The sequence below is a fragment of the Leifsonia sp. 466MF genome (genome assembly GCF_900100265.1).
Lineage (GTDB): Bacteria > Actinomycetota > Actinomycetes > Actinomycetales > Microbacteriaceae > Leifsonia.
This window is the reverse complement of record NZ_LT629696.1, coordinates 2,732,062-2,754,878: the sequence shown is the minus strand read 5'-3', so window position 1 is coordinate 2,754,878 and position 22,817 is coordinate 2,732,062. Positions and strand designations below refer to the sequence as shown.

General features: G+C 69.8%; 17 protein-coding genes. 6 read left to right on the top strand and 11 right to left on the bottom strand.

Annotated elements, in window-relative coordinates:
* Window positions 1-38: 38 nt before the first annotated feature.
* The 3 genes from BLR91_RS13150 to rfbB are packed head-to-tail and all read right to left on the bottom strand — an operon-like array spanning window position 39 to window position 3,021.
* The gene (locus BLR91_RS13150) at window positions 39-1,187 is read right to left on the bottom strand and encodes a glycosyltransferase family 4 protein (protein ID WP_089874795.1); all 1,149 of its coding nucleotides are present in this window, start codon (window positions 1,185-1,187) and stop codon (window positions 39-41) included.
* The gene (gene rfbD / locus BLR91_RS13145; RefSeq protein ID WP_089874796.1) at window positions 1,184-2,032 is read right to left on the bottom strand and encodes a dTDP-4-dehydrorhamnose reductase; all 849 of its coding nucleotides are present in this window, start codon (window positions 2,030-2,032) and stop codon (window positions 1,184-1,186) included. The genes BLR91_RS13150 and rfbD overlap by 4 nt, the downstream gene beginning before the upstream one ends.
* Window positions 2,032-3,021, bottom strand: coding sequence for a dTDP-glucose 4,6-dehydratase (gene rfbB / locus BLR91_RS13140; protein ID WP_089874798.1), 990 nt, complete (start codon window positions 3,019-3,021; stop codon window positions 2,032-2,034). The genes rfbD and rfbB overlap by 1 nt, the downstream gene beginning before the upstream one ends.
* 107 nt (window positions 3,022-3,128) lie before the next feature.
* On the opposite strand from rfbB, the gene BLR91_RS13135 reads away from it, so the two are divergent.
* Genes BLR91_RS13135 through rfbA form a run of 3 tightly spaced genes read left to right on the top strand, consistent with a single transcriptional unit; the run spans window position 3,129 to window position 7,680 of the window.
* On the top strand, window positions 3,129-6,212 hold the full coding sequence (locus BLR91_RS13135) for a rhamnosyltransferase WsaF family glycosyltransferase (RefSeq protein WP_089874800.1): 3,084 nt from the start codon (window positions 3,129-3,131) through the stop codon (window positions 6,210-6,212).
* The gene (locus BLR91_RS13130) at window positions 6,184-6,807 is read left to right on the top strand and encodes a dTDP-4-dehydrorhamnose 3,5-epimerase family protein (RefSeq protein ID WP_089874802.1); all 624 of its coding nucleotides are present in this window, start codon (window positions 6,184-6,186) and stop codon (window positions 6,805-6,807) included. Before BLR91_RS13135 ends, BLR91_RS13130 begins: the two co-directional genes overlap by 29 nt.
* 3 nt (window positions 6,808-6,810) lie before the next feature.
* Entirely contained in the window at window positions 6,811-7,680 is an 870-nt protein-coding gene (gene rfbA / locus BLR91_RS13125) for a glucose-1-phosphate thymidylyltransferase RfbA (RefSeq protein ID WP_020075432.1), read from the top strand.
* A gap of 30 nt (window positions 7,681-7,710) precedes the next feature.
* Here rfbA and BLR91_RS13120 read toward each other — a convergent pair whose 3' ends face one another.
* From BLR91_RS13120 to BLR91_RS13085, 8 genes are all read right to left on the bottom strand, one after another.
* Window positions 7,711-9,084 (bottom strand): glycosyltransferase family 4 protein, encoded by a 1,374-nt coding sequence (locus tag BLR91_RS13120; protein WP_089874804.1) that lies wholly within the window; start codon window positions 9,082-9,084, stop codon window positions 7,711-7,713.
* A gap of 16 nt (window positions 9,085-9,100) precedes the next feature.
* A complete protein-coding gene (locus BLR91_RS13115) occupies window positions 9,101-9,958 on the bottom strand; it encodes a glycosyltransferase family 2 protein (protein WP_089874806.1) in 858 nt (285 codons plus the stop codon).
* Window positions 9,959-9,972: 14 nt separating this feature from the next.
* Window positions 9,973-11,211, bottom strand: a complete 1,239-nt coding sequence (locus BLR91_RS13110) for an ABC transporter ATP-binding protein (RefSeq protein ID WP_020075429.1) — start codon at window positions 11,209-11,211, stop codon at window positions 9,973-9,975.
* A gap of 10 nt (window positions 11,212-11,221) precedes the next feature.
* A complete protein-coding gene (locus tag BLR91_RS13105; protein ID WP_020075428.1) occupies window positions 11,222-12,124 on the bottom strand; it encodes an ABC transporter permease in 903 nt (300 codons plus the stop codon).
* Between the two features lie 94 nt (window positions 12,125-12,218).
* Window positions 12,219-13,340: a glycosyltransferase family 2 protein gene (locus tag BLR91_RS13100; RefSeq protein WP_231918912.1), complete on the bottom strand. Its 1,122-nt coding sequence runs from the start codon at window positions 13,338-13,340 to the stop codon at window positions 12,219-12,221.
* Between the two features lie 8 nt (window positions 13,341-13,348).
* On the bottom strand, window positions 13,349-15,385 hold the full coding sequence (locus BLR91_RS13095; protein WP_172823218.1) for a glycoside hydrolase family 99-like domain-containing protein: 2,037 nt from the start codon (window positions 15,383-15,385) through the stop codon (window positions 13,349-13,351).
* Between the two features lie 20 nt (window positions 15,386-15,405).
* Window positions 15,406-16,230: a rhamnan synthesis F family protein gene (locus tag BLR91_RS13090; protein WP_089874810.1), complete on the bottom strand. Its 825-nt coding sequence runs from the start codon at window positions 16,228-16,230 to the stop codon at window positions 15,406-15,408.
* 3 nt (window positions 16,231-16,233) lie between these two features.
* Complete coding sequence (locus BLR91_RS13085) at window positions 16,234-16,470, bottom strand: hypothetical protein (protein ID WP_020075424.1); 237 nt, start codon at window positions 16,468-16,470, stop codon at window positions 16,234-16,236.
* A 232-nt stretch (window positions 16,471-16,702) separates the two neighbouring features.
* On the opposite strand from BLR91_RS13085, the gene BLR91_RS13080 reads away from it, so the two are divergent.
* From BLR91_RS13080 to BLR91_RS13070, 3 genes are all read left to right on the top strand, one after another.
* Window positions 16,703-18,700, top strand: a complete 1,998-nt coding sequence (locus tag BLR91_RS13080) for a hypothetical protein (protein ID WP_089874811.1) — start codon at window positions 16,703-16,705, stop codon at window positions 18,698-18,700.
* Between the two features lie 72 nt (window positions 18,701-18,772).
* Window positions 18,773-21,250: a glycosyltransferase gene (locus tag BLR91_RS13075; RefSeq protein ID WP_089874813.1), complete on the top strand. Its 2,478-nt coding sequence runs from the start codon at window positions 18,773-18,775 to the stop codon at window positions 21,248-21,250.
* On the top strand, window positions 21,247-22,221 hold the full coding sequence (locus BLR91_RS13070; RefSeq protein WP_089874815.1) for a glycosyltransferase family 2 protein: 975 nt from the start codon (window positions 21,247-21,249) through the stop codon (window positions 22,219-22,221). The genes BLR91_RS13075 and BLR91_RS13070 overlap by 4 nt, the downstream gene beginning before the upstream one ends.
* The last annotated feature ends 596 nt before the right edge of the window (window positions 22,222-22,817 follow it).

Genomic DNA, 22,817 nt, shown 5'->3' with positions numbered 1-22,817 from the left:
GGGGAGGTGCGACGGAGTGGTCGGAGCGAGGTCGTCGCTCAGAGGTCGGCGTGCAGCTGCCAGACGCGTTCTGCCGAATCCCGCCAGCTGAACGCGCGAGCGCGATCCGAGGCTAGCACGCGCAGTCGGGCGCTCAACTCGGCGTCTGACAGCACACGGCCGATCGCGGCTGCGAGACGCTCGGCATAGGGCTCGTCGTCCTCACGCGGTGCCGGACGCTCGACGACGACACTCGCACCCGCGGCGACCTCGACGAGGGCGGCGTCGCCCGAGTGGATGACGGGCAGACCGAACTTGAACGCCTCGACGATCGGGAGGCCGAACCCTTCGGCGATGCTCGGGTACACGAAGAGGGTGGCGCGGTCGAGGGCGACGGCAAGGTCTCCGTCGTCGAGACGGCCGAGCGGCCGCACGCGGTCCTCCGGAAGCCCGGCCGCTGCGGCGACCCCGGTCGCGGAGCGCTCGCCGACGCGGTCGCGGCCGGCGATCAGGAGGGGGATGCCCTGTGCCTCGGGTCGGGCGATGGCGCGGATCAGGGGAGCGATCCCTTTTCGCGGCTCGACCGTCCCCAGTGTGAACGCGTAGCGCTCGGGGAGGCCGAGGCGCTCCGCGCGCTCGTCGGCGTCCGGCGGCAGGCGCAGAGCGGTCGCGGGAGCCCCGCCGATGACGCGGATGCGATCGCCGAAGTCGAGGAAGTCGCCGAGCCGGTCGGCGACGGCGTGGGTCGGAACGACGATCGCGTCCGCGTGCTTCCTGGCTCGTTTCGCCATCGTCTTGGTCCAGATCGTCGCGGCGGAGCCGAGCGATTCGGGATGCGTCCACGCCAGGGTGTCGTGGATGGTGACCGCGATCTGCTGCGGGGTGTCCAGCTGCACGTGCTTCCGCAGCGGCGCGAGGAGGGTCGGAGCGTGCAGCATCCCGGGTGGGCCGCCCACCGAGAGGCCCGACTGCCAGGCCAGGGCCAGCTCCCGCCGGGCGAGAGGCAGGCGCGTGACCGCCGCGACGCCCGGCAGGCGGTCGCGGACCGCCTGCACCTGCTCGTCGCTCACGTTCGAGATGACGGCCTCGACGACGCAGTCGCGCGGCGCCGTGGCGATCAGCTGACGGGTCAGCTCCTCCGTGTACCGGCGCGCGCCGCCGGGCTCGTCTCCGACGAGCTCGTCGACGATCACACGGAGAGTGGTCATTCCGCGAAGAGGCCTTCTGCCGTCGCCGCGGCGAGGGCGTCCTCCCACGGACGCAGGGGGGCGAGGCCGGCACGGGCCCAGCCGTCGTGGGCGAGCACCGAGTACGAGGGACGCGGAGCCGGCCGGACGAAGGTCGAGCTGTCGGTGGGCTTCACGCGCTCCGGGTCGAGTCCGGCCTGGGCGAAGACCGCACGGGCGAACCCGTACCAGCTCGTCTGACCCGAGTTCGTGCCGTGGTACACCCCCGCCGGGGCGTCGCTGTCGAGGAGCGCGACGATCTGCGCGGCGAGGTCGCCGGTCCACGTCGGCTGGCCGAGCTGGTCGTCGACAACGCTGACGGTCTCGTGGCTGCCCGCGAGCTTCACCATCGTCTTGGCGAAGTTCGGGCCGCCGGCCCCGTAGAGCCAGGCGGTGCGCACGACGAATGTGCCGTCGGGATGCGCCGCGAGTGCGAGCTCCTCGCCCGCGGCCTTCGTGCGGCCGTAGGCGTTGATCGGGTCGCGCGGTGTGTCCTCGGCGTACGGCTCCGTAGCGTGGCCGTCGAAGACGTAGTCGGTCGAGACCGTGACGAACCGTGCGCCGTTGCGTGCGGCGGCGACCGCCAGGTTCTCGGTGCCCAGCGCGTTGATGGCGTAGGCGTCGTCCTCGTGCGTCTCGGCGTCGTCCACCTTGGTGTAGGCGGAGGCGTTGACGATCACGTCGTGGCCGGCGGCGGCCGCCAGCACGGCGTCACGGTCGGTGACATCGAGGTCGGCACGGGACAGCGCCGTGACGTCACGACCGGCCAGAGCCTTCTGCAGGTCCTGACCGAGCATCCCGGCCGCGCCGGCGATGAGGATGCGCATCAGTTGTCGAGCGCGGCGCGGGCCTTCAGCGGCTCCCACCACGCGCGGTTGTCGCGGTACCACTGCACCACGTCGGCGAGACCCTGCTGGAACGGCACCAGCGGCTCGTAGCCGAGCTCGGACTGGATCTTGGAGATGTCGACCGAGTAGCGGAGGTCGTGGCCGAGCCGGTCGGCGACGCGGTCGACGTACGACCAGTCCTTGCCGGTGGCGTCGAGCAGCAGCTGGGTGAGCTCCTTGTTGGTGAGCTCGGTGCCGCCGCCGATGTTGTAGATCTCGCCCGCGCGGCCGTTCACGAGCACCATCGCGATGCCGCGGGTGTGGTCGTCGACGTGCAGCCAGTCGCGGATGTTGTTGCCCTCGCCGTAGAGCGGGACGTGCTTGTCGTCGATCAGATTCGTGACGAACAGCGGGATGACCTTCTCGGGGAAGTGGTAGGGCCCGTAGTTGTTCGAGCAGCGCGTGATCGAGAGGTTCAGCCCGTGCGTGCGGAAGTAGCTGCGCGCGAGCAGGTCGCTTCCGGCCTTCGACGCCGAGTACGGCGAGTTGGGCTCGAGCGGGCGGTCCTCCGCCCACGAGCCCTCGGCGATCGAGCCGTAGACCTCGTCGGTCGAGACGTGCACGAAGCGCTTGAGGTTGTTGCGCAGCCCCGCGTCGAGCAGCTGCTGGGTGCCGAGCACGTTGGTCTCGACGAAGATGGAGGCGTCGCGCACCGAGCGGTCGACGTGCGACTCCGCCGCGAAGTGGACCACCGCATCCACCGTGGGGAACAGCTCGTCGAGCAGGCCGCCGTCGCGGATGTCGCCCTTCACGAAGGTGTAGCGGGGCGAGTCGGCCACCGACGCCAGGTTGGCGAGGTTGCCGGAGTACGTGAGCGCGTCGAGCACGACCACCTCGGCGCCCTCCAGGCCCGGGTAGGCATCCTGCAGGGTGCGACGGACGAAGTTGGAGCCGATGAAACCGGCGCCGCCGGTGACGAGAATCTTCATGGGGATGTTGGGTGCCTTCTCCTACGATGGTCGCGAGCAATCCTAGCGAAAGTGTTCCCGGGCCACCTGAGACTCTGCAGCGCACCCCCACGACGACTTGGAGACCGATGACCCGCCGCGTCGACCTGATGGACATGCTCGCGCTCTCGCGCGACTTCCTGCGCGACCCCGCGAAGCGGCAGGCGCTGCGGGCCGCGGCCGCCGCGTACGACGCGCAGCGGGGCGCTCAGGACGCGCCGGAGCCCGCCGGCATCGTCGAGGAGACGCCGGCCGCGCCCGCCCGCCCGTCGTCGCCGTATCGCGGGCTGACGCCGTTCTCGGAATCGTTCCTGCACTGCACCATCGCCGACGCCGACGCCGCGCTCGACCTGGTGCTGCCCGAGCTGCATCCCGACGGCATCTTCGCCGGGGTGAAGACGGCGCTCGAGTTCACCGCCGGCCTCGCCCGGCGTCTCGGCCTGCCGGTCCGGATCGTGCTGCTCAAGCCGACGGACCAGGCGGACGCGATCCGCGCGCGCCTCGACGCGTTCGGGATCGGCGAGGCCGCCATCGTGTCCGGCCACGAGATCGACTCCGCGACGTTCTCGCGGTCCGACCTCTGGGTCGCGACGCACTGGTGGACCGCGCACGCCCTGGATGTCGCCGCGCGCACGGGCCGGATCGACGCGTCCGACGTCGTCTACCTCATCCAGGACTACGAGCCGGGGTTCGTGGGCTGGTCGACGGACTCCGCGGTGGCCGAGTCGACCTACCGGGCCGGGTTCACTCCCGTGGTGAACTCGACGCCGGTCGCCGCCTACCTCGCCCGCAGCGGAGCGCCCGAGGTGGATCCGGCCTTCGTGTTCGCGCCCTCTTTCGACCTCGACGCCCTGCGGGAGACGGCCGAGGCGCGTCGCCGGGCGGACACCGTGCGCATCTTCTTCTACGGCCGCACCGCGCGCCCGCGCAACATGTACGGGCTCGGACTCGCGGCCCTGCGGTACGCCTCCCGTCGGATGGCCGCCGAGGGCATCCCGGCGTCGTTCGTCATGGCCGGTGAGGACGGCCCCGATGTCGACCTCGACGGCGCCGTACTGGTCAACCGCGGCGTGCTGACGCGCGACGACTACTTCGCCCTGCTCTCGGAGGTGGATGTCGGCCTGAGCCTGCAGGCCAGCCCGCACCCGAGCCACCCGCCGTTCGACCTGGCGATCTCGGGGTCCGTGTCCGTCACCAACGACGTGGACGGCGCGCGCGGCGGCCTCCACGAGCGGCTCCGTGCGGTCGAGGCGCGACCGGACGTGCTCGGGGAGGCGCTCGTGACCGCCGCCCGGCAGGCGCTCGCCGAGGAACCGGGGGAGTGGGCGGCGCCCGCAGCACTCGGCCGTCCCTTCGCCGAGGTCGTCGACGCTGTCGCCGCGGCGCTCGGCGACCGCCTCGGGCGGAGCGCCCGGCTCGTCGAGGTCGAGGCACCGGTGCCCGCGAGCGAGTCCGTCCCGTACCGGCCCGCCGCCGGTGCCGACGATCGCACCGCCGGGTCGACCACCGTGACCGTCGACCCGAGCCGGGGATCCGGCGACTCGTGGGCGTCGGAGGCCAACCGCCTGCTCTCCACGGTCTCCACGCGCCACGCGCTCCTTCTCGACCCCGCCGTCCGGCTGGGCGACGACGCGGCCGCGGAACTGCTGCGCGTTGCGGTCTCGACCGGCGCCGCGTTCGTCCAGCCCGTGATCGTACGGGAGTCGGGGACCGTCGTCGACGCCGGAGCGGTCTTCGCCTCACGCGGCGCCCCGCCGCTCCGGCTGTTCGAGGGGCACCTCCCCGCCGACCTGCCCGCGGGCGAGTCCCTGCCCGCGCGGGTGGTCGTCTCTCCGGCGGTGCTCGTCGACCTCGCCGTGTTCGACGGGTTCGCGCCCGGAGCCCCGGCCGACGTCGCGCTCGCCCGGGCCAGCGTCGGGAGCGGCGCCGTCGTCGCCCTGCGCGCTCGCGCCGAGATCGCCGACGCCGACAGCCGTCGGCTGGCCGCATCGCCCTCCAGCCGTTCGGCCTGGAGCGGGGTGCCGAGCGAGAGCCTGGTCGAGCCGACGCCGTCGGCGGTGTACGGGCATGCCGGCCTCGCCCTCGTCGGCCTCGCGGGCGATCCGGTGCCGGATCTGCGGCGCCGCATCGTGCGCAACGACTTCGACGACGTGGCGCGCCGCGCTCGGCCGATCCTGGTGCGTGAGGCCGAGCAGGGGCCGGCCGACGCCTCCCGTGCGCTCCGCTGGTCGATCCGCAGCGGCGCGCCCCTCGGTCCGGAAGGGCGCGTCTGGGGAGACACCTACTTCGCGGAGGACCTCGCCGCGGCCCTGCGCGAGCGCGGGCAGCAGGTCGTCATCGACACCCGGGAGTCGATGGTGCGGCCGGACTCCGACCACCTCGACGACGTGTCGATCGCGCTGCGCGGGCTGTACCGGCTGCCGACCAATCCGGCGGCCGTCAACATCCTCTGGGTCATCAGCCACCCCGAGCTCGTGACGCTCGACGAGATCGAGAGCTACGACCTGGTCTTCGCCGCCGGGCCGCGCTGGGCGGAGCGGATGGATGCGCTGTCGGCGGTCCCCGTGCGCCCTCTGCTGCAGGCCACTTCGCCTGCCCGCTTCAGCCCGGAGCGGTCGGACCCCGCGCTGGCCTCCGACGTGCTCTTCGTCGGGAAGACGCGCAACGTGTTCCGCCCGGTCGTCCGCGACGCCGTCGAGGCGGGCGCCGACCTGGCGGTGTACGGCGACGGCTGGGAGCGGTTCATCGATCCGTCGCACATCCGGGCGGAGTTCCTGGACAACGACCGGGCCTCCGCCGCCTACGCCAGCGCACGGATCGTGCTCAACGACCACTGGCACGACATGGCGGCGGAGGGATTCCTCTCCAACCGCTTGTTCGACGCGGTCGCGAGTGGGGCGCGCGTCGTGACCGATCCGATCGACGGCCTCGAGATCTTCGGGGGTGCTGCCCGCGCCTACACCTCGGTGGACGAGCTGCGCGGGCTGATCGGCTCGGACGCCGGCTGGCCCGACCGGGAGGCGATGGTCGGCATCGTCGAGAGTATCCGGCAGCAGCACTCGTTCGGTGCCCGCGCGGACGTCCTGATCGAGGCCGCCCGCGAGACGGCGCGGGTGCTCAGGAGGCCCTTGCTAGACTCCTCGGGTGCAAATCCGCGAGCTCTCCATCCCTGACGCCTACGAAGTGACGCCGCAGCAGCATGCGGACGACCGCGGCGTCTTCTTCGAGTGGTACCGCTTCGATCGGCTGGAGGAGGCGGTCGGGCACCCCCTGAACCTGCGCCAGGCCAACAGCTCGGTCTCCAAGCGCGGTTCGGTGCGCGGCATCCACTTCGCGGACATCCCGCCGAGCCAGGCGAAGTACGTCACCGCCCCCAAAGGCGCGGTCCTCGACTTCGTCATCGACATCCGCGTCGGGTCTCCGACATTCGGGAAGTGGGACAGCGTCCTGCTCGACGACGTCGACCGCCGCGCGATCTACGTGGCCGAGGGTCTCGGGCACTGCTTCGTCGCACTCACGGAGGGCGCGACCGTCAGCTACCTCGTCACCGACACGTACAACCCGACCCGCGAGCACGGCATCAACCCGCTCGACGCTGACATCGCCCTGCGCTTCCCGGACGAGGCGGGCGAGCCCCTGCTCTCCCCGAAGGACACCGACGCCCCCGGCCTCCACGAGGCCGCCGAGGCGGGACTCCTCCCGACGTGGGAGGCCGCACGCGCCTTCTACGCGTCACTCGACCAGGCAGCGAACCAGGGAGGCAAGTAACCCATGCGCGGAATCATCCTCGCCGGCGGATCCGGCACGCGGCTCTGGCCGATCACCAAGGGCATCTCGAAGCAGCTGATGCCGATCTACGACAAGCCGATGATCTACTACCCGCTGTCGACGCTGATGATGGCGGGCATCCGCGAGATCCTCATCATCACGACGCCGGAGTACAACGAGCAGTTCCAGGCACTGCTCGGCGACGGGTCGTCGCTCGGCATCCGGCTCGAGTACGCGGTCCAGCCGTCGCCGGACGGCCTTGCGCAGGCCTTCATCATCGGCGAGGAGTTCATCGGCGACGAGTCCGTCGCGCTGGTGCTCGGCGACAACATCTTCCACGGCGCCGGCCTCGGCTCGTCGCTGCGCAACCACAACGACATCGACGGCGCGCTGATCTTCGCGTACCACGTGAGCAACCCGAGGGCATACGGAGTCGTCGAGTTCGACGACAGCTTCACCGCGCTCTCCATCGAGGAGAAGCCGACCTCGCCGAAGAGCAACTACGCGGTCCCCGGCCTCTACTTCTACGACAACTCGGTGGTGGAGATCGCCAAGACGATCACCCCGAGCGCACGTGGCGAGCTGGAGATCTCGACCGTCAACGAGCGCTACCTCAACGCCTCGAAGCTGCAGGTGCAGGTGCTCGACCGCGGCACGGCGTGGCTCGACACCGGCACATTCGAGTCGATGATGCAGGCGTCCGAGTACGTGCGCGTGATCGAGGACCGCCAGGGTTTCAAGGTCGGCTGCATCGAGGAGATCGCCTGGCGTGCCGGGTGGATCGACGACGAGCAGCTCGCCGAGCTGGCCAAGCCGCTCGTGAAGAGCGGCTACGGCACGTACATCATGGCGCTGCTCGCCGCGGAGTCCTGAGCCTGCTCAGGCGGTAACGGCCCGACCGGCCTATTCGGGCCGTTCGGGCGCCCGCCCACGGAGGCGGGCAACCCACTCGCCGGCCAAGCGCAGGGGAGCGGTGACCCGCCACGACGAGCTCGACTCCATGCCCGCGATGCGCTTCCGCAGGTCGGCGGTGATCTGGTTGCGCTGGGAGATGACCCCGCGGACGCGGTCCGCCGCCGGGTAGGGGGCACGGACATAGCGCACCAGCGGTTCCAGGGTGGTCGACCAGTGCATCCGGCCGGCGAACGCCCGGACGTTCTCGCGGATCCGCTCTCGCTCCGCGTCGTCGAACAGCACCTCGCCGAGCGCGGCCTCCAGCGCCTCCACGTCCTGCGGCGGCACGACGCGTCCCAGCCCGTTGTCGCGGATGAGCGGCGCGAAGGTGTCCCCGTCGGTGGCGACGACAGGCAGGCCCGCCCACCAGTAATCGAGCACCCGGGTGCGGAAGCTGTAGGCCGTCTCGATGTGCTCGAGGTGGGTGCTCACGCCGAGGTCGGCATCGAGCAGGAAGTCGGCGCGCTGGTCGTAGGGCACCCAGGTCTCGTTGAAGAAGACCACGGAGTCGGTCAGGCCGAGCTCGTCGGAGAGGCGGCGCGCTGCGCGCTCCATCTCCATCTGCGGCACGTCCGGGTTCGGGTGCTTCACACCGAGGAAGAACAGCCGAACCTCGGGGTGGTCCTTCGCCAGCCGGCCGACCGCCGAGATCAGCGTGAGCGGGTCGAACCAGTTGTAGACGCCACCACCCCACAGGATGACCTTGTCGTCCGCTCCGATGCCGTCGACGACGCCGCGGATGCCGTGGGCCTTCTGCACGGGCGGGGCGTCCTGGATGCCGAACGGCGCGACATCGAGCAGATTCCGGAGGGTCGGGTCGGCCGCGTACGTGGCCGGGTTCACCCGGGTCATCGCCGCGAGCTGGCCGAGCCAGAAGTCGCGCTGCTTCTCGGAGGCGCAGACCATGAAGTCGGCGCGCTCGATCTGGTCGTTCATGACCTCGACGGAGTCGACGGAGGAAGCGTAGTAGTCGGCCTCGGGGAGGTCGCGGCCCTGCTCCAGCCACTCGAGGTGCACGGGGTCGTAGATGTCCGCGACGATCAGCACGTCCATGGCCTTCAGCCAGGTGTGCGTGCGGAGGATGTGGCCCTGGATGATCACGACGTCCGCCCATTCCGCGTGGGGCTTCAGGGCGTCCTGTCCGGCGTGGACGATGGTGAACTCGGGCGAGGTGACCGTAGCGCCGACCGTTGAGGCGAGCCGTACCTCTCCGACGGCGCTGAGCGCCTGGGCGACGTGCCACGCCCGGATGGCCGGACCCGCCATCCGCTCGCCGATCGTGTCCGGTGTCACGATGAGGATGCGTTTCGCGCGATTCTCCATCAGTCGGTCGTTCCTCTCATCGGGTGACCCACCACTGCCGGACGCGCAGGCCGACCCACAGGACCACGCGAACGGGCAGCAGGTACCAGCCGGTGTATTTTCGCGACAGGTAGCGGTACGCGCTCTCGTGGTGGACGGCCTCCATACGTCGGGAGGCGGTGCTCGTCGAGTGGGCCCCGGTGTGCACGACGCTCGCGGTCGGCGCGTAGAGGTTGGCCCAGGCGGCCTTGCTGAGGCGGGCGCCCAGGTCGACGTCCTCGAAGTACATGAAGTACGAGGTGTCGAAACCGCCGATCTGCTCGTAGGCGTCGCGGCGCACGACCAAGCAGGCGCCGGAGAGCCAGCCGACCGGGCGAACCGCGTCGCTCTCGTAGTCGACCCCGCGGTAGCGTCTCGTCCACGGGTTGCCGGGCCAGATGCGGCCGAAGATCGCGTGACCGACCCCCGTGCGGAGCGAGGGGAGGCTCCGGGCGGACGGGTACACGGTGCCGTCGACGTTGAGGATGCGCGGCCCGGCGGAGCCCGCGGCCGGCCGTTCGCGCAGCACACGCACCAGCTCGTCCACCGATCCGGGGGAGAACTCGACGTCCGGATTGGCGATGACCAGGAACTCCGCGTCGGGCGATCCGTGCCGGACGCCCTCCTCGATCCCGCCGCCGTAGCCCAGGTTCTCGTCGAGGGCCAGGAACTCCGCGCCGAACTCGGCGCACGCCTCCCGCTCGACGGTCGCGTCGGCCGAGGCGTTGTCGACGACGACGATCTCGGCGGGCTCGGCGGTCGCCGTCCGTGCCGAGCGCAGGAATGCGCGCAGCACCTCGCCGGTGTTGTGGGTGACGGTGACGATCAGGACGGAGGGGGAGTCGGCTCCGGGCATCTCAGCGCAGGGCCTCAGTCGTCGACGATCGAGAAGGTCGGCTTGGCGTACAGCATCCCCACTGTCGACGGGTCCTGAGCGACATCGAAGCTCGTCGCCTGGGGGAGGTCGGCGAAGTGGCGGCCCGTCGGGTCCATCAGGGACACGTTGACGAAGTACTTGCCCGGGCCGAACTGCGGCCGCTGCAACCGCAGCTGCAGGGTCTGCGGACCACTCGACGCGGGCAGCTCCGTCCCGGCGCGCGGCGTCGAGGTGCCCAGAACGACCTGGCCCATGGCGTTGTCGATCTGGACGCCGCAGGTCCAGCCCTCGACGGGCTGGTAGTGGTCGATCTGCATCGTGATGAGGAGGTCGTCGTCGCGCTCCAGCGGGGAGCCCACGGTCTTGCCGTCCGGCTTCGCGGAGACGACGTTGATGCGGGCCTCGCGCTCCGGGGCCGTCAGACGGCCGTTGGCGTCGACCTCCGTCACGCGGCGCTCCTCGAGGATGTCGCGGAACTGGGACACCGCGTCACGCGGCTCCCCGTCGAACACGATCTCGCCCTGGTTGAGGAGGATGGCGCGGTCGGCCAGCTCGATCACCTGGCTGAGGGTGTGCGTCACCAGGATGATGGTGCGCCCCTCCTCCTGGAACGAGCGGATCTTGTCGAGGCACTTGCGCTGGAACGCCTCGTCGCCGACAGCGAGGACCTCGTCGACGAGCAGCAGGTCGGGGTCGGTGTGCACGGCGACGGCGAAGGCCAGACGGACGTACATGCCGGAAGAGTAGAACTTCACCTGCGTGTCGATGAAGTCGCCGATGCCTGAGAACGCCACTATGTCGTCGAACCGGGCCTCGGTCTCGGCGCGGCTCAGCCCCATGATCGAGGCGTTGAGGTAGACGTTCTCGCGGCCGGTCAGGTCGGGGTGGAACCCGGCCCCCAGCTCCAGCAGCGCCGCGATGCGGCCGCGCCGGCTGACGGTGCCGCTCGTCGGGTCGACGATGCCGCCGATGACCTTGAGCAGCGTCGACTTGCCGGAGCCGTTGTGACCGATCAGGGCGACGGTGTGACCGGCGGTGATGGTCGCCGAGACGTTGCGGAGCGCCCAGAACTCCTCGCGGTGCTTCCGGCCGCGGCCGAAGGCGACGAGGCGCTCCTTGAGCGAGTTGTCCTTGCGCAGCACGAAGCGCTTGGAGACGTCGTCGATGACGACGATCTCCGGCGAGCTCTCCGCGGTGCGGGGCTCCGGGCGGGTGGTGAGTTTGTCCGTCATACCGTGCTTCCTAGAGAGCCTGCGCGAAGTTGCCCTGAAGGCGCTGGAAGACCCGCTGGAAGGACACCAGCAGCACCAGACCGATGACGAAGGCGATGCCGAGGCGCAGAGCGAGGCCGGCGGGGTACTCCGCGGTCGCCTGGCCGCCCATCCAGAACGCCTTCTGGAAGCCGAGGACCGCCAGCGTGATCGGGTTGTCGGTGTAGATCTCGAGCGCGAGACCCGGGCCGAGGATGCCCTTCACCATGCTCCACGAGTAGACGATCGGGGAGGCCCACAGCAGGAGGAGCAGCAGCACCTCGACGAGGTACTGGATGTCGCGCAGGTAGACGTTGAGGGCGGAGAGCAGCAGGGCGAAGGCCGTGCCGTAGACCAGCAGCACCAGCAGCGCCGGGAAGAAGTAGAAGAAGTCGGGCGACCACGGGAAGGAGCCGAGGATCGCTGTGAAGATCAGCAGGATCCCGAGCTGGATGGCGAAGTTGAACAGCGCGGATCCGACGCTCGCCAGCGGGAACACCTCGCGGGGGAGGTACACCTTCTTGATCAGTCCGGCGTTGCCCACGATCGACGCGGTGCCGCCTCCGATGATCTCGCTGAGGAGGCCGTAGGCCGTCAGGCCGGTGAAGACGTAGACCGCGAACTCGGGGATGCCGCGCTCGGCCGACAGGAACTTGCCGATGACGATGTAGTAGATGAACAGCTGCGTCAGCGGACGGATCAGGGTCCAGACGAACCCGAGGGCGCTGTCCTTGTAGCGGGACTTCAGGTCGCGGCGGACGAGCAGCGAGAGCATCTCGCGGTGCGAGAAAATCTCCTTCAACGCGGCGATCGACCGTCGGCCGGTGGGCGAGGCGGCTCCGACCGGCGCCAGTTTCTGGCGGGAGAGAGCCTCGAATCGCGCCTGGGCTGACATGCACTTCTTTTCGTCGGGGGCGGGGGACCTCGCAAGTATAGTCGGCCGCTCCCGGACCCGGCCGTGCGCCGCCTGAGTGCCCGGGACGGTGGAATCAGGCGTGGTCGCGGCGGCTGGAGCGCTGCCGGACGACCCGTGCGACCTTGGCCGAGAGCCGTTCGTCGGCCCGCTGCCGGGCCTCCGTCACCGCCGTGGAGAGCTCGGCGATATGCGCGTTGAGGGCGCCGACCTGATCGCTCAGGTCGAAGATCATGTCGCGCTCGCGCACGCCCTGGCGCTCCAGCTCGCGGATGCGCAGCTCCATCGCACCGAGCTCCCGGCCGTAGGCGTACTCCTGCGCGTACGCCTGCTCGTCCACGAGCTCGTCGGCGACGGGCGATGGCCAGCGGTCCGCGATGCGCCGCTCGAGACGGAAGGAGCCGTCGGCGAGCCCGCGCTCGATCTCCTCGGCGGTCGGATTGCGCACCAGGTAGGACGCCAGCAGAGTACCGGCGCGAAGACGGCGGTAGTCGCGCATCCCGTGATGGTTCGGACTCGGCGTGAGCTCCGGGTTGCTCTCGTACGCGCGCCCGGCGTTCTCGACCTTGTGCGCGAACTGCCGCCACGACCGCCACGGGAAGTGGAGCACCTCCACCGCGTAGGCGGGGTCGGGCTCGCCCGCGCTCTCGAGGTTGACGAAGTGGTTGCCCTGCGCGACCTCGATGTCGGGGTCGCCGACGTGCACGGCGTCCGGCGTGGAGTGGGCGTGGAGGCCGACGGCGTTCAGCTGCTCGACCGTCCGCTCGTCGCGGTAGATCAGCCGCTGGAGGCCGGTGCCGGCCAGTGCGGCCGGTCCGGTCATGTCCACGACCGGGACGGTGAATGCGCGGAGCGCCGGATCGATGTGCTCGAACGCCTGCTTGAGCGTGAGCGCCGGGTCGCGGGTGACCCAGAACTCGTCGGCGTCGGCATTGACGACCCAGTCCGCGCCGTACCGGGTGGCGGCGTCGCGCGCCATGCCCGTCACGACGGAGCTCTGCTGCTTGCGCTGCACGGGATCGTGGCGCAGGTCGATCAGGCCGCGCTCGGCGAACTCGCCGAGGATCTCCGCGGTGCCGTCGACGGAGCCGTTGTCCGTCACGATCAGGACGTCGACCCCTTGATCGAGATGGTGCTCGATCATCGGCCGGATGATGTCCGCCTCATCGCGGACCATCACCGTCATAGCGAGTTTCACGGGTTTCCTTACCTGAGGAGCGCATCCTTCACGGCGAGCAGGAACGTCCGGCCGAAGCGCTGCGACGGTTCGAGCACAGCAGACTCCGCCCACTCGTTCCATGCGTTCACGAAGACGATGCGATGTTCGGGTTCACGGTCGGCGACGGCGGAGATGGCCGAGTTCAACCAGCGCCGGAACGTGTACGGATTGGAACCATACCAGAGGTCGGGACGCCACTGGCGGCGCGCCGTGTTGTCGAAATTGACCATCACGCCCGGGTACCGCTCCTCCTCGACGGGCTCGCGGAGGACGAGCTCCGAGGTGACCGCCATCTCGGGATAGCTGAGCACGTGACCCTCGAAGCGCGGGTCGAAACGGTCGAGCTTCTCCAGGTCGACGGTGGTCCAGCGGCGGTTGTGCGGAGCGAACTCCAGGAAGGCGTCGATCCCGTAGTCCGAGAGGGCTCCGTCGATGCCGTCCATCTCGCGCCCGACGTCGACGGTCGCGATGTGGAGGCCGGGCAGGCCCTCCTCGACGGCGCGCTCCCGCCAGCGCTGCAGCGTCTTCGGGAAGTCGGGCAGCTGGGCGATCTTGTACACGGCCACCAGCGGCTTGCCGTCGACGCGGATGTACCGCGGATCGAGGAGCAGATGCATGACGTCCTCGATGAACTGCTCCGCCGGCACCTGGTCGTAGTCCTGGGCGATGAGGATGCTGGACTCGCTGCCGTCCCACCGGCGCGACCAGTTCTCGTTGGCCCACATCAGGCAGAACGGCTGGTCCCTGTCTGCCGCGTGCAGCCGCTCCACCGGGAGGTCCATGAGCTTCTTCCCGGAGAACCAGTAGTAGTAGTACATGAAACCCTCGATGCCGGCGGACCGGGCGAGGTCGTACTGCCGGTCTCGCACACCCTCCACCGAGAGGTCGTAGAAGCCCAGCTCCGACGGGAGCAGCGGCTGGTTGTGCCCTTCGAAGACGGGCCGAGCCGCCGTGACGTTCGACCACTCGGTGAAGCCCGGTCCCCACCACTGGTCGTTCTCGGGGAACGTGTGGAACTGCGGCAGGTAGAAGGGGATGACGCGGGCGCGCGGAGTGCGGTCGGCGTCCAGCTCGAAGTGCCGCCAGCTGTCGTCGGCGGGGGCATCGACGGTTCCGCGGCCGGTGATCCGGTAGCCCGCCTCGAGCGTCACCAGCCCGAGCGCTCGCTCGACCGCGTGTGCGGTCGTCCCGTCGACCTGACCGGCCTCGGGCTCGAAGTCCTCCGCATCCATGGCGAACGCGCGCAGCCCCTGGAGCAGGAAGCCGCGGATCCAGTACACCGAGCCGGAGGCGAAGCGGAGGTCGTGCTCGCTGACCGAGAGCTGGAGGCGGCGCATGAGTGCCCGCGTCCGCTCCAGGTCGCCGCCCCAGAACTCCGTGCCGACGATGTCCTCGTCCGCGGTGACGATCCCGATGCTCGGGTCCTCCGCGAAAGCGCCGAGCACGGTCTGCACGTTGTCGGCCGAGCCGAGCACGGTGCCGTAGAGAGAGGAACGCCAGTCGTCGCCCGTGCCGGACAACTCGGCGTGCTCCTCCCGCCAGGTGCTCTTCTTCGTATGCACCTTGAGGACCAGCTCGTACGGGTCGAGGAGTCCGGCGTTGACGACCTCGATCATCGGCAGGATGTCGCGGCCGTGATTCGCGACGGGCAGCACGGCGACGTGGCCGGCCAGCGGAACGTCCTCCAGGGGGAGGTCCAGCTCCTCGCCGCTCGCGTTGGTGACGATGAGGTCGAACGGCACGGGGATGTTCCGCAGCTGTTCGCACAGCTCGGGAACCAGATCCGTGTAGAAGACGTGCATCAGCACGCCGATGCGGGCGGGTGCCGCCGGGTACTCGTACCGCGAGGCCCAGGCGTCGGGCAGCGTCGGCCGCAGCTTCCCGGTGCGGCGGTCCACCCAGGCCGCGTGGTCCGCCGGGTGCGGCTGCGGCGGGATGACCGTCTCGCGCGGCGCGATGCCGCTCGCGGCGATCTGGAACGCTGCGCTGATGTTGCGGCGGATCTGCCGTCCTCTGGATGCCACGGGCGTTCCTTCCTGGCCGCTCACAGCCACTCGCCGACGTCGGCGCCGAACCGTTCGCGGATGATATCGGGGGCCAGACGGGCGTCCGGCGTGACGGAGGGGTCGCGCACCAGTTCCCGCTTGACGAACGGGAATCCGAGCTCGACCAGTCGCCGCCACCCGGTGATGACCGGGTTGTCGGTGGGGGAGACGACGCGCTCCGAGTCGAACCACGCACGGGAGGTCAGACCTTCCGCTCGCAGGAGGCGGCTGAAGCCCAGCTCGTAGTCGCCGATGATGCTGGTCTTGTCGTCGAGGTGCTTGATGTTGCGCCAGAACTGCCGGATCGCCGGGTCGGCGAGCACGCCCCCGTGGAAGCCGAGCAGGTAGCTCTGCAGGTGCGGCACGATCTGCCGCGTGTTCGTGGCGCCCCAGACGTCGGCGCCGGTGCCCTCGAAGGAGTCGATCATGCCGTCCAGCGGTGCGAACGGGCCGAGCATGGAATCGTTCACGAGGATCACATTGCGGCGCTTCGCGACGGAGCGGAACCGGTCGAGGCCGACGGCCCAGGAACCGAAGTCGTAGCCGATGTTCGGCTTCCGCACCACGATCGTCGACTCGGGCAGGGCGGTCGGCCAGCGCAGGGGGGCGTGGTCGTCGGAGGCGCGCACCACGATGGACGGGTACCCGGCCTGGTCGAGCGCGCGGACGAGTTCGCTGAGCGAACGGCTCACCCGGGCGTCGGTGCCCCAGCTGGCGACGATCGCGATGCGGTCGCCGGCGGGCGGCCGGGCGGGTCCGCGCTCGACGGTGACATCGCGGCGGACGAGATCGAGGACGCGCTCGGAGGCGCGGTTTCCGGCCACCCGTCAGCCTCGGCGCGCGAGCATGCGGAGCGGCTTGGTGATGCGCCACGACATCGACGAGCGCATCGCGGTGACCTGCTTCCTATAGCGCTCCGCCTGCTCCTCGGCCGCCGTCACCTGACGCCGGAGGTCGTCGATCGTTGGCGCGTTGGACGCGAGCTCGGCGCGCAGCGCGCGGATCTCCCGCCGGGCGGCGGCCAGCTCGTCCTCCGTGGATGGACGGGAAGTGGTGGAAGCCATCGGAACCGTTCTCTCTGCCGTGCGTATGCCGCTGCCATCTTACGAGGGCAGCCTCCGTGACCCTCAAAGAGGGGCAGTCAACGGAGCGCGACAACCCGCTCAAATGCTGGGAAAGCGCCGAGAGCTGACGTACTCTGGGGGCGGATGCGCCCGCCGACCCGGTGCATCCGGGCCGCCCGGCGCCGCGATAGTGCGCTGGGGAGCGCTCCCGCCGACCAGGGAACCCCCAACCATGAAGCGAGTCCTCTCCATCCTCGGGACGCTGCTGCTCGCCGTCGCCGTGCTCGTTCCGGTGACCCAGCTGCTGCCGGCTCCGTCGGCCGAGGCTGCGAGCGGAAGCGACTTCCAGCCGGGCTACATCATCAGCGATGAGAACTTCTACGATCCGGCCGCGATGACGACCGCCGAGATCCAGTCGTTCCTCAACTCCCGCGTGCCGAGCTGCCAGTCGGGGTACACCTGTCTGAAGAGCTACACGCAGAGCACGTACAGCCGTGGCGCTGACCCGATGTGCCGGGCGTACAGCGGCGCATCGAACGAGTCGGCCGCCCAGATCATCTTCAAGGTCCAGCAGGCGTGCAGCATCAGCGCCAAGGCGATCCTGGTCACCCTCGAGAAGGAGCAGGGGCTCGTCTCCTCGACCGCGCCGACCGCCTCCCGTTACCAGATCGCAATGGGGTACGCCTGCCCTGACACCGCGCCGTGCGACTCGGAGTACTTCGGCTTCTACAACCAGGTCTACAAGGCCGCGTGGCAGTTCAAGCGCTACGGAAACCCGGCGGGCACCAGCAACTTCTTCACCTGGATCCCGGTCGGAGGCGTCGCGAACATCCAGTACAGCCCGAACGCGGCCTGCGGCACCAAGGCGGTCCAGATCCAGAACGCCGCGACCGCGGCGCTCTACTACTACACGCCGTACACGCCCAATGCGGCAGCTCTCGCGAACCTCTACGGCACAGGCGATGGATGCTCGGCCTACGGAAACCGCAACTTCTTCCGCATGTACACCGACTGGTTCGGCTCGACCACCGCGCCGCACTACGGCTCGTTCGACAGCGCGGTCGGCACCTACAAGGGCATCCAGATCAGCGGTTGGTCCTACGACCCGTCGACCACGGCATCCTCGTACATCTGGGTGAACGTCGACGGGCAGGGCGGCCCGTCGAAGGCCGACAAGCCGCTGAGCTGGTTCAACGCCATGTTCCCCGGCTACGGCCCGAACCACGGCTTCTCGGAGCTGATCCAGGCGGCACCGGGCGATCACCAGATCTGCGTCTACAACGTCCGCGGGTCCGCGAACTCGCTCCTCGGCTGCAAGTACGTCACCGTGCCGTACGGCTCGGGCAGCCTGGACACGGCGACGGCGACCTGGGGCGGAGCGCGCCTGACCGGTTGGGCCGTCGACTTCGCCACCACGGCGCCGGCCTACATCTGGGTGAACGTCGACGGGCAGGGCGGTCCGTACAAGGCGGGCAACCCGACCAACTGGCTGAACACCTACTACCCGGGCTCTGGCACCGCGCACGGCTTCGACGTGACAGTGCCCGCGTCGCCGGGCGCCCACAAGTTCGACGTCTACGGCGTCTACGGGACGCAGAACGTGCTCATCCGCAGTGTCACCCTCACGGTGCCTCGCGGCACCGGGTCGTTCGACTCGGCAGCAGCGGTGCCCGGAGGGGTGCAGATCAGTGGGTGGTCCGCGGACTACACGTCGCCAAGCCAGTCGTACCTGTGGGTCAACGTCGACGGCGCCGGCGGTCCGTACAAGACGAACAAGAGCCTGAGCTGGCTGCCCAACCTCCTCCCCGGAATCGGTACAGGCAACGGATTCGATCTCTTCCTGCCCGCGACCAAGGGCACGCACCAGGTCTGCGTCTACGGGGTCGGCGGCACACAGCTCCTCGGCTGCAAGACGGTCACGGTGACGCAGTCCGACTCCGGTTCGCTCGACGGCGTCGAAGCGGTGCCGGGCGGTCTCCGGGTGCACGGCTGGGCCGTCGACCTCACGCAGCGCAGCGTTCCGTCCTACGTCTGGATCGATGTGAGCGGCGCCGGGGCGGCCGCGAAGGCGAACCTGCCGCTGAGCTGGTTCAACAACCTGTATCCGGGCGCCGGGCCCTACCACGGGTTCGACGTGACGATCCCGCGGCCTCCGGGCACGTACTCGGTCTGTGTGCAGACGAGCACCGGGTTCACTCAGATGGGCTGTCGCTCCGTGACCGTCCGCTGACAGTCGCGGCGCAGCCGTCGCCGAGGGGCCGATTGCTAAGATCGGTTTCCGCAAGCGAACAGGAAGGCCTCTATGCCGAACCTCCGTCCCGGCGTCGTCTCCGTCGTTCTCGTGAACTTCCGCGGGACCGACGACACCCTCCAGGCGATCCGTCATCTGCGTGAGCAGGACTGGCCCGCCGAGCGCCTCGAGATCGTCGTCGTCGAGAACGGTTCGGGGGACGACAGCGCCGAGCGGCTGCGCGCGATCGAGGGGATCACGCTGGTCGTCTCGAAGAAGAACCTCGGCTTCGCCGGTGGGTGCAACCTCGGCGTGCGGTCGTCCTCCGGCGACATCGTCGCGTTCCTCAACAACGACGCCCGCCCGGATGCGCGATGGATCGCGGCCGCCGTCGAGCGCTTCGGCGAGAGCAGCGCGATCGGCGCCGTCGCGAGCAAGGTGCTCGACTGGGACGGCGAGCTGGTGGACTACATCGGCTCGGCGCTGACCTGGTTCGGTCAGGGCTACAAGCCGCTCACCGCCCAACCGGTGCCCTCCAGCGCGGACGAGCCCGCCGACGTGCTGTTCGGTACCGGGTCGGCGATGTTCGTCCGCCGCGACGTCTACGACGCGCTGGGCGGATTCGACGAGCGCTACTTCATGTTCTTCGAGGACGTCGACCTGGGCTGGCGGCTCAACCTGCGCGGCTGGCGCTACGTCTACGAGCCGGGTTCGCTCGCGTACCACAAGCACCACGCCTCGATGAGCAAGTTCGGGGCGTTCAAAGAGACCTACCTGCTGGAGCGCAACGCGCTGTACACGCAGTACAAGAACCTCGGGGATGAGGCGCTCGCCGACGCGCTCCCCGCAACGCTCGCGCTGGCGGTCCGACGCGCGGTCGCCAAGGGCGACCTCGACTCCGCCTCCTTCGACCTCCGTCGGGGGATCGACGACGCGCCGACGCAGGAGGTGTCGCGCGAGACCCTGGCCGGCGTCTTCGCGATCGACCAGTTCGTCGAGACCCTTCCGTCGCTGGCCGAGTCGCGGCGCGAGATCCAGGCGTCGCGGGTCGTCTCGGACGCGCGACTGTGGTCGCTGTTCGGCGAGACGGACGCACCGTCGTTCCAGAACGACCATTACCTCGAGGGCTACGACAAGCTCGCGACCGCGTTCGCCGTCACCGAGCCGCCGCAGGTGACCCGCGTGCTGATCATCACGGGCGACCCCATCGGGGAGAAGATGGCCGGTCCCGCCATCCGGGCCTGGCACATGGCCGAGGCGCTCTCCGCCGACAACGAGGTCACCCTGGTCTCGCTCGCCGGCGTCGAGCCGGTCTCCGCGCCGTTCCGCGTCGCGCATGTCCGCCCCGGAGACGACCGCGCGATGAAGCCGTTCGAGCGCGAGGCCGACGTCATCGTCTTCCAGGGCCTGGCGATGGCGCTGTTCGACAGCATCCGCACCACCGACAAGATCATCGTCGCCGACATCTACGACCCCATGCACCTGGAGCAGCTGGAGCAGGGCCGCGAGCTCGGCGCGGCGCAGTGGAAGAAGCAGGTCGGCGACGCGACGGACGTCCTCAACGAGCAGCTCGAGCGCGGCGACTTCTTCCTGTGCGCGTCGGAGCGCCAGCGCCACTTCTACCTCGGCCAGCTGGCGGCCCTCGGCCGCATCAACCCGTCCGTCTACGAGACCGACCCCGACCTCGAGCGGCTCATCGACGTCGTCCCGTTCGGACTCTCCAGCACGCCGCCGCGGCACGAGCGCGAAGTGCTCAAGGGCGTCCGCCCGGGCATCGGCGTCGACGACAAGGTGCTGCTCTGGAGCGGCGGGCTCTACAACTGGTTCGATCCGACGTCCCTGATCCGGGCTGTCGCCGCACTGAACGAGACGCACCCCGACGTCCGGCTGTTCTTCCAGGGCACCAAGCACCCGCATCCCGGTGTCCCCGAGATGGGCATCGTCGCGGAGTCGCGGGCGCTCGCCCGCGAGCTCGGCGTGCTCGACAGCGCGGTGTTCTTCAACGACTCGTGGGTCGACTACGCCGACCGGCAGAACTACCTCACGGAGGCGGATGCGGGCGTCAGCACGCACTTCGCCCACATCGAGACGACCTTCTCGTTCCGGACGCGCATCCTCGACTATCTCTGGGCCGAGCTGCCCATGGTGGTCACCGAGGGCGACCACTTCGCCGACCTCGTACGCGAGGAGAAGCTCGGCATCGTCGTCCCGTCCGGTGATGTCGCCGCCCTGCGCGATGCGCTGGAGAAGATCCTCTACGACGAGGCGTTCGTGAAGGCCGCGAAGCGCAACATCCGTCGCGTGCGCGAGCGGTACTTCTGGGAGAACGTGCTGCGTCCGCTCACCGCGTTCGTCTCCGACGCCCGGCACGCGCCGGACCTCGTCGAGAGCGGTGCAGTGCGGTCGGCGCGTCCGGTCGCCGGGCGCCCTGCGCGCCGCAAGAAGCACGGCATCCGCCACGACGTCGGGCTCTTCTTCCACTACCTGAGCAACGGCGGTCCGAAGGTCGTCGCGAAGAAGATCACCAGCCGGGTCAAGCGGTCGCTGTGACCGGGCCGTCGGTCTCGGTCGCGCTGTGCACGTACAACGGCGCGGCCTTCCTCGACACCCAGCTTCGGTCGATCCGGGCGCAGACGCGACCCGCGGCCGAGATCGTCGTCTCGGACGACGGTTCGGCCGACACGACGATCGCCGTCGCGGAGACGGCGCTCGCCGGCTTCCCGGACGCCCGAATCCTGCGCAATGAGGTCGCCCTGGGCGTGGTCCGCAACTTCGAGCAGGCGGTCACGGCCACGCACGGAGACCTGATCGCGCTGAGCGACCAGGACGACGTGTGGATGCCCGACAAGCTCGAGCGGATGGCCGCGCGCTTCGCCGACGACCCGTCGCTCCTGTTCCTCCACACCGACGCGCGGCTGATCGACGGCGTGGGCCGGCCGGCGGGGACGACGCTCTTCGAGTCGCTCGAGGTGTCGCGGGCCGACCGCGACGGCATCCATGCCGGGGATGCGTTCCGGATCTACCTGCGCCGCAACCTGGCCACGGGCGCGACGGTGGTCTTCCGGAGGGAGCTGCTGGAGGCGGCGCTCCCGTTCCCCGAGGAGTGGGTGCACGACGAGTGGCTGGCGATCATCGCGGCGGCACTCTCGGGCGCCGACCTGATCGAGGAGCCGCTGACCGACTACCGGCGCCACGGTTCGAACCAGATCGGTGTCGCCGACCCGACACTGCGCGGCAAGGCGGCGCGCGTCCTGCAGGCTCGCGGCGACCGCAACCGCGGCCTCGCGCGGCGCGCCCAGGTCCTCGTGACCCGGCTCGAAGCGCTGGGGGAGCGCATCCCGCAGGATGCGTTGGAGCTCGCCAGACGGAAGCGGGAGTTCGAGACCGCACGTGCGGCCATGCCCGCTGCGCGCGTCCTGCGTGCTCCGACCGTGCTGCGACTGGCCGCACGCGGCGGCTACGCGCGGTTCGCGAGCCGTGGCAACGCGGACATCGTCCGCGACCTGCTGCAGCCCGCCTGAGCCCGTCGCGCGGAGTCGGCGAGATCTGCGCTGATACGATGTCCGGGCGGTCGATCGCCGCCGGCGCGGGAGGTCGAAACGCACCGCGCCCAGCTGGAGGGGAAGGGCGGAGCCTGTGCCTGGCTCACGGAGTGTCGTGTCGCGAGCGTTGAGTGTGCTCAGGGGAGTGATCGCTCCGATCCTGATCCTGATCGTGGCGAGCGCGGGCTTCGTCGCCTGGCAGAACTCTCACGCGCGGGCCCTGTCGCCCTACGACGAGTACGTCTACGTCGACTACCTGGCCAAGGTGCCGACCGAGGGTGTCGTCCGGAACGGTGAGGAGACCGGCGACGTCGCACGGCAGGCGCTGGCCTGCCTGGGCGTTCAGGAGTACACGATCGTCGTCCAGTCGTGCCGCGGCACCGACTTCGACAAGGACTCCCTCTACCCGTACGCGGGTCACACCGGCGCCGACATCTACACACCCGTCTATTTCGCCGTCACGTGGGCGCTGGCCCAGCCGTTCGTGTGGACCGGGATGGATCTCGTCCACGCCGGGCGACTGGTGGGGGCTTTCTGGCTCGCGCTCGGGACCGTGGGGGTCTGGCTCCTCATCC